The 14,144-nt window shown below is 38.6% G+C and carries 16 protein-coding genes and 1 pseudogene; 11 read left to right on the top strand and 6 right to left on the bottom strand.

Translation table 11 applies throughout. The features are described from left to right. Positions 1–333 precede the first annotated feature (333 nt). On the bottom strand, positions 334–834 hold the full coding sequence (locus tag BALCAV_RS18520; RefSeq protein WP_004427945.1) for a phosphatidylglycerophosphatase A family protein: 501 nt from the start codon (positions 832–834) through the stop codon (positions 334–336). A gap of 155 nt (positions 835–989) precedes the next feature. Here BALCAV_RS18520 and yutH point away from each other — a divergent pair, with 155 nt between their 5' ends. From yutH to BALCAV_RS18495, 5 genes are all read left to right on the top strand, one after another. Further along, entirely contained in the window at positions 990–2,021 is a 1,032-nt protein-coding gene (yutH, locus tag BALCAV_RS18515) for a spore coat putative kinase YutH (RefSeq protein ID WP_004427944.1), read from the top strand. 260 nt (positions 2,022–2,281) lie between these two features. Continuing rightward, positions 2,282–3,577, top strand: coding sequence for a homoserine dehydrogenase (locus BALCAV_RS18510; RefSeq protein ID WP_004427943.1), 1,296 nt, complete (start codon positions 2,282–2,284; stop codon positions 3,575–3,577). Between the two features lies 1 nt (position 3,578). Next, entirely contained in the window at positions 3,579–4,643 is a 1,065-nt protein-coding gene (gene thrC / locus BALCAV_RS18505; protein WP_004427942.1) for a threonine synthase, read from the top strand. Continuing rightward, positions 4,640–5,569, top strand: a complete 930-nt coding sequence (gene thrB, locus BALCAV_RS18500; protein WP_004427941.1) for a homoserine kinase — start codon at positions 4,640–4,642, stop codon at positions 5,567–5,569. The genes thrC and thrB overlap by 4 nt, the downstream gene beginning before the upstream one ends. A gap of 99 nt (positions 5,570–5,668) precedes the next feature. Continuing rightward, the gene (locus BALCAV_RS18495) at positions 5,669–5,896 is read left to right on the top strand and encodes a transcriptional regulator SplA domain-containing protein (protein ID WP_004427940.1); all 228 of its coding nucleotides are present in this window, start codon (positions 5,669–5,671) and stop codon (positions 5,894–5,896) included. A gap of 82 nt (positions 5,897–5,978) precedes the next feature. Here BALCAV_RS18495 and BALCAV_RS18490 read toward each other — a convergent pair whose 3' ends face one another. Beyond that, positions 5,979–6,221 carry a NifU family protein gene (locus BALCAV_RS18490; protein ID WP_004427939.1) on the bottom strand — a complete coding sequence of 81 codons (243 nt, stop codon included), beginning with the start codon at positions 6,219–6,221 and terminating at the stop codon, positions 5,979–5,981. Between the two features lie 328 nt (positions 6,222–6,549). On the opposite strand from BALCAV_RS18490, the gene BALCAV_RS18485 reads away from it, so the two are divergent. Further along, entirely contained in the window at positions 6,550–6,876 is a 327-nt protein-coding gene (locus tag BALCAV_RS18485) for a YuzD family protein (RefSeq protein ID WP_004427936.1), read from the top strand. 86 nt (positions 6,877–6,962) lie between these two features. Here the strand turns inward: BALCAV_RS18485 and BALCAV_RS18480 are convergent, their stop codons facing one another. Both BALCAV_RS18480 and BALCAV_RS23460 read right to left on the bottom strand, forming a co-directional pair. After that, positions 6,963–8,033: an NAD(P)/FAD-dependent oxidoreductase gene (locus BALCAV_RS18480; protein WP_004427931.1), complete on the bottom strand. Its 1,071-nt coding sequence runs from the start codon at positions 8,031–8,033 to the stop codon at positions 6,963–6,965. A 405-nt stretch (positions 8,034–8,438) separates the two neighbouring features. Then, positions 8,439–8,606, bottom strand: a pseudogene (locus tag BALCAV_RS23460) (TetR/AcrR family transcriptional regulator); the annotation flags it as partial. A gap of 160 nt (positions 8,607–8,766) precedes the next feature. Here BALCAV_RS23460 and BALCAV_RS18475 point away from each other — a divergent pair. Genes BALCAV_RS18475 through dapF form a run of 3 tightly spaced genes read left to right on the top strand, consistent with a single transcriptional unit; the run spans position 8,767 to position 10,121 of the window. Next, positions 8,767–9,003: a YuzB family protein gene (locus tag BALCAV_RS18475; RefSeq protein WP_004427929.1), complete on the top strand. Its 237-nt coding sequence runs from the start codon at positions 8,767–8,769 to the stop codon at positions 9,001–9,003. A gap of 21 nt (positions 9,004–9,024) precedes the next feature. After that, the gene (locus tag BALCAV_RS18470) at positions 9,025–9,264 is read left to right on the top strand and encodes a hypothetical protein (RefSeq protein ID WP_004427925.1); all 240 of its coding nucleotides are present in this window, start codon (positions 9,025–9,027) and stop codon (positions 9,262–9,264) included. A gap of 23 nt (positions 9,265–9,287) precedes the next feature. Next, positions 9,288–10,121, top strand: coding sequence for a diaminopimelate epimerase (gene dapF / locus BALCAV_RS18465; protein WP_004427922.1), 834 nt, complete (start codon positions 9,288–9,290; stop codon positions 10,119–10,121). Positions 10,122–10,317: 196 nt separating this feature from the next. Here dapF and mqnE (BALCAV_RS18460) read toward each other — a convergent pair whose 3' ends face one another. Together mqnE (BALCAV_RS18460) and mqnE (BALCAV_RS18455) are read right to left on the bottom strand one after the other, a co-directional pair. After that, positions 10,318–11,412, bottom strand: a complete 1,095-nt coding sequence (gene mqnE, locus BALCAV_RS18460; protein WP_004427920.1) for an aminofutalosine synthase MqnE — start codon at positions 11,410–11,412, stop codon at positions 10,318–10,320. A gap of 17 nt (positions 11,413–11,429) precedes the next feature. Continuing rightward, on the bottom strand, positions 11,430–12,536 hold the full coding sequence (gene mqnE, locus BALCAV_RS18455) for an aminofutalosine synthase MqnE (protein ID WP_004427918.1): 1,107 nt from the start codon (positions 12,534–12,536) through the stop codon (positions 11,430–11,432). 429 nt (positions 12,537–12,965) lie between these two features. Between mqnE (BALCAV_RS18455) and BALCAV_RS18450 the strand changes: the two genes are divergently transcribed. After that, positions 12,966–13,157, top strand: a complete 192-nt coding sequence (locus tag BALCAV_RS18450) for an aspartyl-phosphate phosphatase Spo0E family protein (protein ID WP_004427914.1) — start codon at positions 12,966–12,968, stop codon at positions 13,155–13,157. 395 nt (positions 13,158–13,552) lie between these two features. After that, positions 13,553–13,906 carry a HesB/IscA family protein gene (locus BALCAV_RS18445; RefSeq protein ID WP_004429082.1) on the top strand — a complete coding sequence of 118 codons (354 nt, stop codon included), beginning with the start codon at positions 13,553–13,555 and terminating at the stop codon, positions 13,904–13,906. Positions 13,907–14,144 lie beyond the last annotated feature (238 nt).

The following is a 14,144-nucleotide window of genomic DNA, read 5'->3' as shown; positions in this document are numbered from 1 at the left end:
GGCTGAAGGGGTAAGAACCTTCCACACGGCTTAAAACAACATTCAGAACCGTAGGAATCGACGGGGATAGCTTGGTCCATAAGAGAAACCTCTGTCGGCAAAGAAATCGGCTGGCAAGTACGCTCTGTTCCCAAGAATCTCCCACTTCAAGCGTTAGCTAAGAGGCGAGTAGTTCAATGGTGCAGGTGTTAAATTTGAGAGTACCTTTAATTCAACTGTCCTATAAAGTCCCCTCTGAAGCCACTAACTATACTTTTATATAGCTAATGGCTTCATTTGACGATTAAGTGTCTTTGTAGTTCGAGATAGGCAGTTGTCACATACAATTTTTAATTATTCCACATTTGCAGCTCGGTGTGCTAATCTACTTGAGGCTGCGGCTGCAATTGCCCCGACAATGTCATCTAAAAAGGTATGGCATTTATCACTTGATTTATCATTTAACATTTCGAGGATGCCTGGTTTTTGTTTATCGATATACCCGTAATTTGTAAATCCGATGGAGCCGTACACATTGACGATCGATAAAGCGATGATTTCATCGACACCGTATAAGCTTTCATCTCTTTCAATGATTCCTTGTAAAGGTGCGATTAGTTTCTTTTCTTCGGCGAGAATATCTAGTTGAATACCTGTTAAAATAGCATTTTGTACTTCACGTTTCCCAATTACACGATCGACATTTTCGAGACAGGTTTCAAGTGTAAGATCAGGATGGTATTTCACTTGCAAAAAATAGACAAGATCAGCAATATCTTCTATTGTAACTCCTCTTTTTGTTAACGATTCACGTGCTGCTTTTTCGACGACTCCGTATTCATTTTCTGGTTTCATATGAAAAACCCCCTTAACAAAAGTAGTAAGTCTTTTTTGTTATTCTTGGTGTAAAATTAATAGCACTTATTAGTTAGTTTACGGTGGGCGTAAACATTTTATGCTTTAGGTCATACACTGTATTAAAATGGGCACAATAATGAGGTGGTGTGTCAATGTTTGAAAGAAATATTTATGATTATTATGGCATTTATTGCGATTCACGAACCCGATTTGGTCATTATGACGGTTTTCAAACAGAGACCGAGCAATATTTATTATTTCCAAAGGAGCATTTAGCTTCAACAGAAGAAGAAATGATTTATTATAGTGAGTATTTGCGTTCGATCGGGGACAGTACGGTGTTACAATTAGTGCCGACAAAGTTGAAAAAAAATAGTGGCTTCATTGATGGTCAAGACGTTTATTTATTCAAATTGCCTAGTCAAGAAGAAAGAGCAGGGTTAGAAATTAATAATGATTATGAACGAGGTGAACATTTAGCGATCGTCCATCATTATGGCAAACAAACTTCTCAAAACCGCAAACAATATGATTATTTTGGCCAATGGCCTAATCTTTGGCAACAAAGATTGGAGCAACTGGAGGAATGGTATTTTCAAGTTAATTATGAAGGACCGCAAACAATAGTCGATGAAGCTTTCCTTTATACGTACCCTTATTATATGGGGATCACAGAAAATGCGATTCAGTATGCTGTTGATGCAGGGTTAGATGATCGAACAAGTGAAATGGAGCAAGGCACACTTTGTCATCGCCGGTTTACTGAGGAGACTTGGCTGACCTTGTCTGAACGAGGTGGGATTGTCAAATGTCCAACTGAGTTTGTTTTTGATCACCCGTGTCGAGATTTAGCCGAGTGGATTCGTTCGAAACGATTCTCAATTTTTGACCAACGAAATGGCAGTTTAGTTGAGCCATTCTTAGAAGGGTATACTCAGTATAATCCTTTAACGAGTTACTCATGGCGATTGATGTATGCTCGTCTTCTCTTTCCTGTGCACTATTTTGAAACGATTGAAGATTATTATCGGAGTCAAATTAGAGAGGAGAAATTTCAAATCGGTCAACGTTTTACTCAGCTTTTGGATCATGAAAGGGATAATGAAACCTTTCTTCAAGTTTTTCAAGAGAATATTAAAATGCCAAGAACAACTGGGAGAACACCAAGGATTGATTGGATTTAGTTTCATATTTAATAAACGAGTCTGTTGAGCAAACGATGCCAAACAGTTTTTTTGAGTTCAATTATAAATAAGGTGTGGGGATTGGTTGGTCAGATAGGTAGGAAAAGGAGCATAAAGAGAAGGAGAAGAAAAAACATCAAGAATTATTTGAAAATTAGATGAATCACTCTTGTTTTCTTTTGGAATGAGGTCTATAATGTCCTTTATAGATAAACAAATGTACATTTAAGAGAAACATTTTGAAGGATGGGAGTGGGAGTATGACGAAAGCAGTTGGAGTTGGTTTACTAGGGTTCGGTACGGTCGGAAGTGGTGTCGTTGAGATTATTCAGCGTCATCAAAATGAATTGCAACATAAGGTCGGCTGTCCGGTCGAAGTCAAAAAAATCCTCGTACGTGATGTCAATAAACAGCGTAAGGTTGAAGTAAATAGAAGCATTTTAACAGAAGTAGCAAGTGATGTAATTTATGATCCAGAAGTCGATATTATTGTTGAAGTGATGGGAGGAATTGAGGACACCAAACTTCAATTAATTGAGGCTTTAAATCAGAAAAAACATGTTGTTACAGCGAATAAGGATTTGATGGCTTTACATGGGGCCGAATTATTAAAGGTAGCTGCAGAGAATCAATGTGACTTATTTTATGAAGCGAGTGTTGCGGGAGGAATTCCGATTCTGAAAGGATTATCGGATGGATTATCAGCCGACCGTATTACAAAAATGATGGGCATTGTAAATGGAACAACCAATTATATTTTAACGAAGATGACGCAAGAAGGTAGCTCGTATGAAGAGGTGTTAAGTCAGGCTCAAGAGCTCGGCTTTGCGGAGAGTGACCCGACGGCCGATGTCGAAGGACTTGATGCGGCCAGAAAGATGGCAATTTTAGCAACGCTTGGATTTTCTGTGAAGGTGCAATTAGATGATGTCAGCGTACGAGGTATTTCATCTGTTTCAGATGCCGATTTGCATTATAGCCATCAACTTGGATACACGATGAAACTTATCGGATTGGCCCAGCGTGATGAGGATCGAATTGAAGTGAGTGTTCAACCAACACTCTTGCCTCATCATCATCCATTATCTTCTGTTCATAATGAATATAATGCGGTTTATGTTTATGGTGAAGCAGTTGGTGAAACGATGTTTTATGGTCCAGGGGCAGGGTCGCTTCCAACAGCGACAGCGGCAATGTCTGACCTAGTTCAAGTCATTCGAAACATGAGGCTAGGGGTGAATGGAAAGACGGTTCAGGAGCCTCTACATGAGCGTGTCTTAAAAGAAGATAAAGAAATTGAATCGCAATATTTTATTCGCTTAAAAGTCGTTGATCGGGCTGGAACATTTTCAACGATTACTTCTTTATTTGCTGAATATGAGGTGAGTTTTGAGAAGCTATTGCAATTGCCGATTGAAGGAGAAGAGGCAGCAGAGGTTATTATTATTACGCATAAAACAAATAAAGAGAATTATCAATTGTTAATCAATCGTTTAAATGAACTGGCGGTTGTACATTCATTAGAGAGCAGTTATCGAGTTGAGGGAGGACAATAGGATGAGCAGTTGGAAAGGATTAATCGCAGAATATAAGGACTTTTTACCAGTAAACGAAAATACACCGATCTTGACACTAAAAGAAGGAAATACTCCACTCGTTCCGTTAGAAAATTTATCGGAAGAATGGGGAGTAGAGGTTTATGTAAAGTACGAAGGTGCGAATCCAACTGGTTCCTTTAAAGACCGTGGAATGGTGATGGCAGTTGCCAAAGCCAAAGAAGAAGGTAGCAAGACGATCATTTGTGCATCGACTGGTAATACTTCAGCTGCTGCGGCGGCATATGGAGCAAGGGCAGGGCTGCGTTGTATCGTCGTCATTCCAGAAGGAAAAATTGCTCTTGGAAAACTTGCACAAGCGGTTATGTATGGAGCAGAAGTACTTGAAATCAAAGGGAACTTTGATAATGCTCTTGATATTGTTCGTTCAATTAGTGAAAAAGAGCCAGTTACACTCGTGAACTCTGTTAACCCATATCGAATTGAAGGGCAAAAAACAGCGGCATTTGAAGTATGTGATGCTCTTGGTCAAGCACCAGACGTCTTGGCGATCCCGGTTGGAAATGCAGGAAATATTACGGCCTACTGGAAGGGGTTCAAGGAGTATCATGAGAAGAAAGGTACAGGTTTACCTGAAATGCGTGGCTTTGAGGCAGAGGGAGCAGCTGCGATTGTTCAAAATAAAGTGATTGAGGAACCAGAAACGGTTGCAACGGCAATTCGAATCGGAAATCCAGCAAGTTGGGATTTTGCCGTTCGAGCAGCAGAAGAGTCTAAAGGGAAAATTGATTATGTAACGGATGAGGAAATTTTGGATGCTTATCAGTTGTTAGCCAAACGTGAAGGCATATTCGCAGAACCAGCTTCATGTGCTTCAATTGCAGGTTTACGTAAACAAATTGAATCAGGTGAAATTAAAAAAGGTTCAAAAGTGGTTTGTGTATTAACCGGAAATGGCTTAAAAGATCCAAGCACAGCAATGGATACGGTCGCCGTTAAGCCTGTTGTTCTGCCAAACAATGAAGAAGCCTTCCTCTCACACATTAAAGGCGGTGTTACACAATGAGTCGGCTTTGTTTTGAAGTAACGGTTCCGGGCAGCACAGCGAACTTAGGTCCGGGGTTTGACTCAATTGGCCTTGCAGTCAATCGTTACTTAACTCTCATTGTGGAAGAAGCCAAGGAGTGGCATTTTTCTTCTGATTCAGTGGAGTTACAAGGGGTCCCAGTTGGAGAGGATAACTTAATTTGTGAAGTGGCCAAACATGTCGCAAAGGAAAGAGGGGGAGAACTACCTCCTTGTCGAGTAGAGATGAGAAGTGATATCCCGTTAGCTAGAGGGCTTGGGAGCAGTGCCGCAGCGATTGTAGCTGGAGTGGAGTTAGCTAACCAGTTTTTAGAGACAAAGATGAGCATAGAAGAGAAAGTACGTTTTGCGAGTTTATGGGAGGGACATCCAGACAATGTCTCCCCTTCTATTTACGGTGGTTTAACGATTGGTACACATACAAAAGAAGAGACGGATGTATTATACGGTGGCATTCCAGAGTTGGACTTGATTTTACTCATTCCATCTGAAGAATTAAAAACTAAACTTGCTAGAAGTGTGTTGCCAAATAACGTCGATTTTAAACAGGCTGTTCGAGGAAGCGGTGTTGCGAATGTTTTAGTTGCTGCGGTTTTTCAAAAGAATTGGGAACTTGTTGGCAAGATGATGTCACGTGACGTTTTTCATCAGCCATATCGTGGTGAGCTTATTCCACATTTGCAAAAAGTCATTGATTTTGTGCAAAATGAGACCGTTGCATTTGGTGCTGCTTTAAGTGGAGCTGGGCCGACGATGCTTTGTTTGGCACCGATTGGTAAGGGAGGGCTAGTGAAATCAGCCTTACTTGAACAGTTTCCAAGCTTTGAAATAGAGATTCTTCAGCCAGCAACAGAGGGTATTCAAGTTCAACAGTTATCAGAGAAAAAGAAAAAAGAAATATCTTAGAGATAGGTAGGAGTAGGGTTCATATATAGAATGATGTCAACGTATAAGGAGAAGGAAAAGGGGAAAAACAACTTTATGACCTAATAAGGAGTTGTTTTGATGCTTGAGCTCAATCAATTATACGATGGCCAAAGTGTGTATGTCATTTATCGGAATCCGCATACGCAAACCGTTGCTACGATACAAAAAGCAACGATTAAGCAACACCCGGAAATACAAAACCAGTTGGCTCTGTTTTTGTATGATTATTATCATCCAATTGAAGCGGATGATGCGATTTTCACTACTTTAGAAGAAGCAGAACAATTATATGAGCAATATTATTAGAGGGGTAGGGGGCCACTCGGTTACTTCTTCTTCAAAATCATAAAGAAAAACGCCTGAAAAGCTTCAGGCGTTTACTATTTCATTAAAAGACTTGCTCGATTTCTGTAATTCCAGGTACTTCCTCAAGAAGAGCACGCTCAATTCCTGCTTTTAGCGTAATCGTTGAGCTCGGGCAAGAACCACATGCACCTAGAAGACGAACTTGAACAATCCCATCTTCGCTTACATCTACAAGTTCAACGTCCCCGCCATCACGAAGCAAGAAAGGACGAAGCTTATCCAATACCTCTCTGACTTGATCAAATGTTTCAACAGTAGCTGACATAATGAACAACTCCTTTCTACTTTTTATTATACTAGCGATGGCAAAAAAAATCCATGTTTGAGCCGCTGATTTTTATAATTATTTAGAACAACTATAATTAAAAGAGCAACTTGAATATCTTAAAGCTATCGCTGAAGGACAAAAGCCTATATTTTAACATTAAAACTATGGAAAGAATCATTATGACATAAAGCGTTATTGAAAATCAAGAGCTAGAAATGAGAATGACTGATTAAAATGACCTCAAGGAATTTTGCGGTTGAAGCTTGCAAGTTTGGAGATTTCAACTTATTGTAAAGATTAAGATTTAGACTCAGGAGGTCATATTATGTCATCATCTATTTCCTTTCGTATATATGGAGCAGAGGAGAAATGTGCAAGCTGTGTTCATTTACCAACGGCCAAAGAAACAAGTGAATGGTTAGAAGCTGCTTTAGTACGGAAATTCCCGAACAGTCGGTTACAATTTCAATATATTGATATTGAGCAAACGTTAATTAGTGAAGAGGATCAACGTTATGCCGAAGCGATTAAAGAGGAAGAGTATTTTTATCCATTAGTCGTTTTAAATGGTGAAGTAGTAGGGGAAGGAAACCCGAATTTAAAAGAAATTACGAAAAAAGTGGAATCGTTAACAACACAATCTGCAAACTAATGAGCGTTTACGTTCCGGATAGGTAAAAAAATCCCACAAGTCAAATCTGACTTTGTGGGATTTTATATGAACGAGTAAAAAATAGGTTATGAACCAGAATGGTACTTATACATCCATAGTACACCTGATTTTAAGACACGGGGTACGCGACCTAGTAGAGTACGCTCACCCATTAAACCAAAACCGTGCTTTTTACCAAGAGAGCCTAATACACCTTTTAGCTTAATCTTTGGAAGTTCTGCTGGTAGTGGTTCGTTGTTCCATTGTTTCTTTAAAATAGTAACGATTTGCTCGGCTTGTCCTTCCGCAAGTTGAGCACTTGGAGCATGCGGAAGGCTCGCACAGTCACCAACAACAAAAACATCTTCATTATTTGGTAAAAAGTGCTGTGGTGTCAAAATCACTCGTCCTGATTTATCCTTTTCCACATTAAGATTTCGTACTACTTCTACTGGTTGGACACCAGCGGTCCAAATTACTGCATCACTTTGAATAAATTCATCATGATTATATAATCCGTTCTCATCGACTTTTGTAATATTCGATTTGTTAATGACGTCAACACCATGCTCTAGGAACCAATTTTGTACATATACACTTAATTTTTTCGGGAACATAGATAGAATGATTTCGCCTCGGTCGAATAATTTAACCGTTAAATCAGGGCGGCTTTCTCTCAGTTCACTAGCTAATTCAACCCCACTTAGACCGGCTCCAACGATAGAAACCGTTCCTTGAGGACGAATATTATTGATCGCTTCATACGTACGACGCGTTTGATTCATTGTCTGAATGCTATAAGTATGAACATCAGCACCAGGAACATTATGGTATTTGTCTTCACAGCCTAAACCGATAATTAGTTTATCATATTCAACGATTTCATCATTTTCTAAAGCAACTTGTTTATCTTCAAGTCTAATATCTGTCACTGTTGCGTATTTGATCGTCAGGCGTGGATCTTCAGGAAAAGAGACTCTAAGATGTTGATCCGAAGCCGTACCTGCTGCAAGTGCATAGTATTCTGTTTTTAAACAATGGTAAGGAAGGCGGTCAATCAAAATAATTTCAGTGTCATCCGGTAAATCGTTGGGTAGTAGGCGTTGCATCGCTCGCATAGAGCCATATCCACCACCTAAAAGAACTAGTTTCTTCATTCCAAGATGTCTCCTTTTTTCGGTGATTGTGTCAAGGCTTATTTCGACAAGTGTCATTACTTGATCAAGTAGCTGTGACTTAGTTGGTTCCTTTTGAAAGGTTTTCAGTCCATAAGAAATCGTAGCCACTAAAAGGTGGCTCCACGTTTCTATAGAAGTCGAACGGTCAATTTCCTTCGCTTTTAATGCTTGATTGAGCAATTGGAGCATATGTCTTCTAAGTAAGTTCTCTTCCTCTATTACATGCATTAAAATATGGATCGTTAACTTTGGATGCAGCTCATAACCATCCAAAATAAAATGTAAATATGAACGAATTCGAGTATGAAGTGGAAGTGCTTTTATTGATGGTTGCTCAATATAAGAAGTGACTTGCTCTAACCGTTCATTTGCCAACGCTCTCATAATTGAATCTTTAGTTGGAAAATAATTAAAAAACGTTCCTTTTGCCACATGTGCTTTTTTAGTGATTTCTTGCACTGTTGTTGCTTGAAATCCTTTTTCTTGAAATAAAATCAATGCGGCTTCTTCGATATTCTTTTTTGTAGATTGTGATTTTTTCTTATCGCTCATACATGATCCCTTCTTTAAATGACCGTGGTCAGTTTTGATTATAACGATAATGTGACAAATTCTCAACATTTTTATAGTAAGTTAGTAAAACAAGATAGAAAATTGACATTATTAAGACGGCAGAGTAGCATAGAGCTTGAAGAAGTAGGGGTGATGACAGATGAGACCAATTATTGAATTTTGTTTAAGTAATTTAGCGAGCGGGTCCCAAAAAGCAATGGAAGAACTTGAGAAGGATCCGAACTTTGATATTATCGAGTATGGTTGTACATCAAATTGTGGCAGCTGTGCTCATGATTTATTTGCTCTTGTCAATGGCGAGTATGTGGCCGGTGATACACCGGAAGAGCTCGTTGAAAATATATATCAACATTTAGAGGAAAATCCGATGTTTTAATAGGAGCAAGGGGGAATTTAAATGGATGTGATTCCATTTGTAAATACATGGCCGTATGAAAAACAGATGAAGGATATTTATTTTCATACCTGTCCTTTTTGTGAAGAGGAACATGTATTAACGAACTTAAAAGCACGTGACCTAGAACGTGCTAAAGAATCGATTAAAACCATTTTGATTATGCCATGTTGTCATGAGAAAATGACAATCCTTGAGGCCGATGATGATTATTTTTGGACTGATCAGCGATTAAGAAAGTAGGGGTAGACGTGAATTTTACTAAAATGCATGGACTAGGAAACAGTTATATATATGTTGATATGTTTAAGGAAACATTATTAGAAGAAGAGTTACCTTTACTCGCGATAAAAGTCGCTAATCCTTATACAGGTGTTGGTTCAGATGGAATGATTCTTATTTGTCCATCAGAGGTTGCCCCTGTGAAAATGCGTGTCTTTAATAATGACGGCTCCGAAGCGAAAAATTGCGGCAACGGCTTAAGATGTGTCGCCAAATTTGCTTATGAACATGGGTATGTAGATAGCCAAACTTTCCAAATTGAAACATTAGGCGGACTTGTGGAAGCGACCGTCCATTTAGAAAAAGAGCAGGTTCAGACTGTCACGGTTGATATGGGATTGCCACGTTTAGAAAGAAAATCATTACCAATGGTTGGGAATGAGCAAGAAACGGTTATCTCAGAAACCTTTATCGTTAACAGCGAGCAACTAGAGGTCACAGCTGTATCGATGGGAAATCCCCATGCGATCTTTTTTGTCGATAACATTCAAGAAGCACCAGTCGAGACACTCGGACCAGTTATTGAAAAAGATCCACGTTTTCCTGAGTGGGTGAATGTTGAATTTGTTGAAGTAGTCAGTACCAATGAATTAAACTTCCGCGTGTGGGAACGAGGTTCAGGCGTCACTCAAGCATGTGGAACCGGAGCTTGTGCCGCAGTCGTTGCTGCCATATTAAATGGTTATTCAACGAAAGGACAAGATGTAGTCGTTCATTTACTAGGCGGTGACTTAACGATTAACTGGAAAGAGGATGGGCATGTTTGGATGACTGGAGCTGCTGAAACCATTTGTGAAGGAATTTTTTTACGGAAATAAAGATAGTTAGAGTTGTAGTATAGCTCAAAAGGTTACCGTGGAGTGATCTTTTGGGCTTTTTTGTGTGGTGAAGAAAGGGAGTTTAGGTGGATCCTGGTTCACCAGCGGAACGCGTAGAGTATGGAGCTGGCGGAGTATGCGAAATCCATTTATTACAAAAAAAGAAGACTGCATCAACAGTCTCCTTTGCCAGTTATTAATATTCTTTAATGATGTTGTAAAATGTATCTCTTTCAACTGGGATTTTATTGGCGCTTTTGATTAGATGAATTAACTCGTCACGTGTAATACCTGAGGATGTCAGGGCCCCAACGGAATGAGAAATTCTTTCTTCAATTAAAGTTCCGTGAATATCACTTGAACCAAATGATAAGGCCATCTGTGTTAATTGAACACCAATGTTGATCCAGTAGGCTTTAACATGAGCAAAGTTATCTAACATTAGTCGACTAATCGCAATTGTTCTCATATCATCATAAGCAGATGTGCGGCGCTTAAGGTTTGCTTTGACACTTCTAGGTTGCATGGCAAGTGGAATGAAGACCATAAACCCGTTTGTCCGATCTTGCAGTTGACGAACACGGTCCATATGGATAAGTCGTTCTTCTGTGTTTTCAATGGAACCATATAACATTGTCGCATGTGTTTTAAGTCCTAGACCGTGGGCGATTTCATGAGCTTCTAGCCATTGATCGGTAGAGGCTTTATCTGGACTCATTTTGGCACGATAACGTTCCGTTAAAATTTCGGCTCCTCCACCAGGCATTGTATCAAGACCAGCTTTGATCAGTTCTTGTAAAACTTCTTTCATGCTTAAACCAGAAATACGAGAGAAAAACTCAATTTCTGCTCCTGTATAGGCTTTTACTGTTACTTGTGGATAGTGTTTCTTTAATGTACGAATCGTATCTAAATAATAATCAAATGGGACCTCATTGTTATGACCACCAACAATATGGAACTCTTGGATTCCATCATTCCAACGTTTCGAAACATATTCAAGCAATTCCTCTTCATGCATCGTATATGCGCCATCTTGTCCTGGTTTTCTTTTGAATCCACAGAACCCGCAGTTTGCTTCACATACATTTGTTGGGTTGATATACATATTTTCGATAAAATAAACATGGTTTCCATTCTTTTTCAAGTTTACTTGATTTGCTAATTGAGCCACTCCTAATAAATCAGGTGTTTCGTATAAATGCAAGCCATCTTGAATGGATAAACGCTCCCCATTATTTAATTTTTCTTGAATATCAAAAAGGCGATTATCCGTAATTATTGCTGACATAATATTCTCCTCCAATGCTAGTCGTAAATCCGTACTGTCTGATATAATGTATCACGCTCAACCGGAATTCGACCAGTTTCTTTAATCATGTTGATAAATGATTGTTTAGGAATCATTTGAACAGAATCATTGCCGGCTGCATGGACAATTTGTTCCTCCATAACCGTTCCATCCAAATCATTCACACCAAAACTGAGTGAAACTTGAGCTAATTTTTGGCCGATCATCATCCAAAAGGCCCGAATATGTGGGAAGTTGTCCAACATTAAACGAGCAACGGCTAATATTTTTAAATCTAAAAAACCAGTTGTTTCCGTGCGTATATCAAATTCTTCCGCTAAACGTGTATGTTCGGGGTGGAAGGCAAACCCAAAAAATGCTTGAAATCCATTTGTTTCATCTTGTAACTCTCTTAACCTTATTAAATGGTCAATGATATGTTCAGGTTTTTCGATGTGCCCATACAAAATGGAAGCATTAGACCGAATCCCAATTTGATGAGCAATTCTGTGGATATTAAGCCATTTTTCTGTCGTTGTTTTGTGGCCAGAAATTTGCTTCCTAATTTCAGCATCAAAGATTTCTGCCCCGCCACCTAAAATGGAATCCAGACCTGCCTCTTTTAATTTTAATAATGCTTCTTTTACTGTTATCTTAGCACAGCGAGCGATATAGTCAATTTCTACAGCTGTAAATGCTTGAATATGGATAGTTGGATTATGCCTTTTGGAAAGCTTCATCATCTCTAAATAATAGTCAAATGACAATCGTGGATTGACTCCACCAACAATATGCAATTCACTAAAGCCTTTACCCTTCATTTCTACAAACTTATTTTCTAGCTCTTGTAGTGAGAGAGAATAAGCTCGTGGATCATTTTCTTTTAGACCAAAAGCACAAAGTTTACAGCTTAAGAAGCAAACATTTGTATAATTTAAATGAGTGTTTTGAATAAAATAAACATAATGACCATGTTTTTGTTTTCGTACGGAATCTGCCATTTGTCCTAATGTCAGTAAATCAGTTGATTGCAGTAAATACATTCCATCCTCAAAAGAAAGACGCATGCCTTGTTTGATTTTTTCTTGAATAAGCGACAGGTTAGTTGGAATTTGAATACTCATTGTTCTTAGCTCCTTTATTTTTAATTTATAAGGAGTCAAAGCACGGAAGTCATACCTAGGTTGTGAACAAAAACTGGCAATGACTTATAAAATGAGTGCAAGTTCATCAACAAAGATTTATTCCATTAGGTTGTTATATGGGTGAAATTAAGACAGAATACCTACAGTGAAAATGAGTAATTAAAAGTAAAATATACATTCTATTATACTACCAAAGCAATTTGAATTAAAGGAATGAGATTTACATCATATGGGTCTAAATTCAATATTTTGGTATTTTCACTTTTATACAAATTAATTTATAATTGTTTCAAGATTTTACAGTTGTCTTTTTAGAGTTAATTGATTAAAATGTAATTTAAATACAATTCTGTATTCTAATGCACGGCGATCGAATATAAATAAAGAGAAACGTAAGGGGGATTGGAGATGAGCAAGATGTTAACGTATGATGCATGTGTTGAACGAATTGAACAATTACGTGAAAAAATGATCGTTACAGCGGCTCAGAAAGGCATGCATGATCCTCTCGTTTTACAGTACAGTCAAGAACTTGACCGTGCTCATAATTATATTCTTTTTTTACAATCATTAAATATAGACAATTTAAGCAAAACATAATCGTTGTTTAGAGAATAGACTAAACTTGTATAGAGTTTTTTTCCGTTATATACTTTATTATAGAGTATTTAATTTAGCTATAACTACGTCCGTTAGAAGCTCGAGAAAAATTCGTTCGTCTTTATGAAGTCAAAGAGCGACTTCAACAGCTGTTCTTGCCCACAGGACGTGGGTACAAGGCGTTGCGGCAGGATGGCGCGAACTTAGCGTTGATCCTTGATATTCTCGCTTCTGGGCGAACGGACTACGCTTTTTATTCAATCTAGCTCCGTCCGTTAGAAGCTCGAGAAAAATTCGTTCGTCTTTATGAAGTCAAAGAGCGACTTCAACAGCCGCCCAGTATTTTTTCTCGCTTCTGGGCGAACGGACTACGCTTTTTATTAAGGAGGGATAATATGATTACATTGACAGAATCTGCGGTTAGCCAAGTGAAAGAGATGATGCTGGCTGAAGGTGAAGAGAACCTCTTTTTACGAATCGGTGTCAAAGGTGGAGGCTGTAGCGGTCTTTCGTATGGAATGGGCTTTGATACAGAACAAGCTGAGGATGATAAATTAATAGAAATTGACGGATTATCCGTACTTGTTGATGAGGAAAGTGCTCCAATTGTGAATGGTCTAGTCATTGACTATAAACAAAACATGATGGGCGGGGGCTTTACGATTGATAACCCGAATGCAATTGCATCATGTGGTTGTGGTACTTCATTCAGAACAGCGAAGAATCAAGGTACGCCTGAGAATTGTTAATTAAATTAATGTGATAGAGTGCCTTAACAGGTACTCTTTTTTTATTGAGTGCTAGTTAAAAATAGCACAAATGGCAAAAACGGAGTCGATGGAATGTTTATTCGCTAGTGAACAAAACGTAAACGGTAATAGGTAATGAAAAAGGGGCATTCTCTCAATTAGGGTTCGAAAAAACGGTAATAGGTAATGAAAAAGGGAAACTCGCTCAATTAGGGTTTGAATAAACGGTAATAGGTAA

Source organism: Alkalihalobacillus alcalophilus ATCC 27647 = CGMCC 1.3604 (genome assembly GCF_000292245.2).
GTDB lineage: Bacteria > Bacillota > Bacilli > Bacillales > Bacillaceae_D > Alkalihalobacillus > Alkalihalobacillus alcalophilus.
This window is presented reverse-complemented; position numbering and strand designations above follow the sequence as displayed.

What these genes read in the sequence shown, in the direction of transcription:
- BALCAV_RS18520 (WP_004427945.1), bottom strand. Translation starts at nt 834, where the DNA reads ATGAAACCAGAAAATGAATACGGAGTCGTCGAAAAAGCAGCACGTGAA.
- mqnE (WP_004427920.1), bottom strand. Translation starts at nt 11,412, where the DNA reads ATGTCAGCAATAATTACGGATAATCGCCTTTTTGATATTCAAGAAAAA.
- BALCAV_RS18510 (WP_004427943.1), top strand. Translation starts at nt 2,282, where the DNA reads ATGACGAAAGCAGTTGGAGTTGGTTTACTAGGGTTCGGTACGGTCGGA.
- BALCAV_RS18450 (WP_004427914.1), top strand. Translation starts at nt 12,966, where the DNA reads ATGAGCAAGATGTTAACGTATGATGCATGTGTTGAACGAATTGAACAA.
- yutH (WP_004427944.1), top strand. Translation starts at nt 990, where the DNA reads ATGTTTGAAAGAAATATTTATGATTATTATGGCATTTATTGCGATTCA.
- BALCAV_RS18445 (WP_004429082.1), top strand. Translation starts at nt 13,553, where the DNA reads ATGATTACATTGACAGAATCTGCGGTTAGCCAAGTGAAAGAGATGATG.
- dapF (WP_004427922.1), top strand. Translation starts at nt 9,288, where the DNA reads ATGCATGGACTAGGAAACAGTTATATATATGTTGATATGTTTAAGGAA.
- BALCAV_RS18490 (WP_004427939.1), bottom strand. Translation starts at nt 6,221, where the DNA reads ATGTCAGCTACTGTTGAAACATTTGATCAAGTCAGAGAGGTATTGGAT.
- thrB (WP_004427941.1), top strand. Translation starts at nt 4,640, where the DNA reads ATGAGTCGGCTTTGTTTTGAAGTAACGGTTCCGGGCAGCACAGCGAAC.
- BALCAV_RS18485 (WP_004427936.1), top strand. Translation starts at nt 6,550, where the DNA reads ATGTCATCATCTATTTCCTTTCGTATATATGGAGCAGAGGAGAAATGT.
- BALCAV_RS18495 (WP_004427940.1), top strand. Translation starts at nt 5,669, where the DNA reads ATGCTTGAGCTCAATCAATTATACGATGGCCAAAGTGTGTATGTCATT.
- mqnE (WP_004427918.1), bottom strand. Translation starts at nt 12,536, where the DNA reads ATGAGTATTCAAATTCCAACTAACCTGTCGCTTATTCAAGAAAAAATC.
- BALCAV_RS18480 (WP_004427931.1), bottom strand. Translation starts at nt 8,033, where the DNA reads ATGAAGAAACTAGTTCTTTTAGGTGGTGGATATGGCTCTATGCGAGCG.
- BALCAV_RS18470 (WP_004427925.1), top strand. Translation starts at nt 9,025, where the DNA reads ATGGATGTGATTCCATTTGTAAATACATGGCCGTATGAAAAACAGATG.
- thrC (WP_004427942.1), top strand. Translation starts at nt 3,579, where the DNA reads ATGAGCAGTTGGAAAGGATTAATCGCAGAATATAAGGACTTTTTACCA.
- BALCAV_RS18475 (WP_004427929.1), top strand. Translation starts at nt 8,767, where the DNA reads ATGAGACCAATTATTGAATTTTGTTTAAGTAATTTAGCGAGCGGGTCC.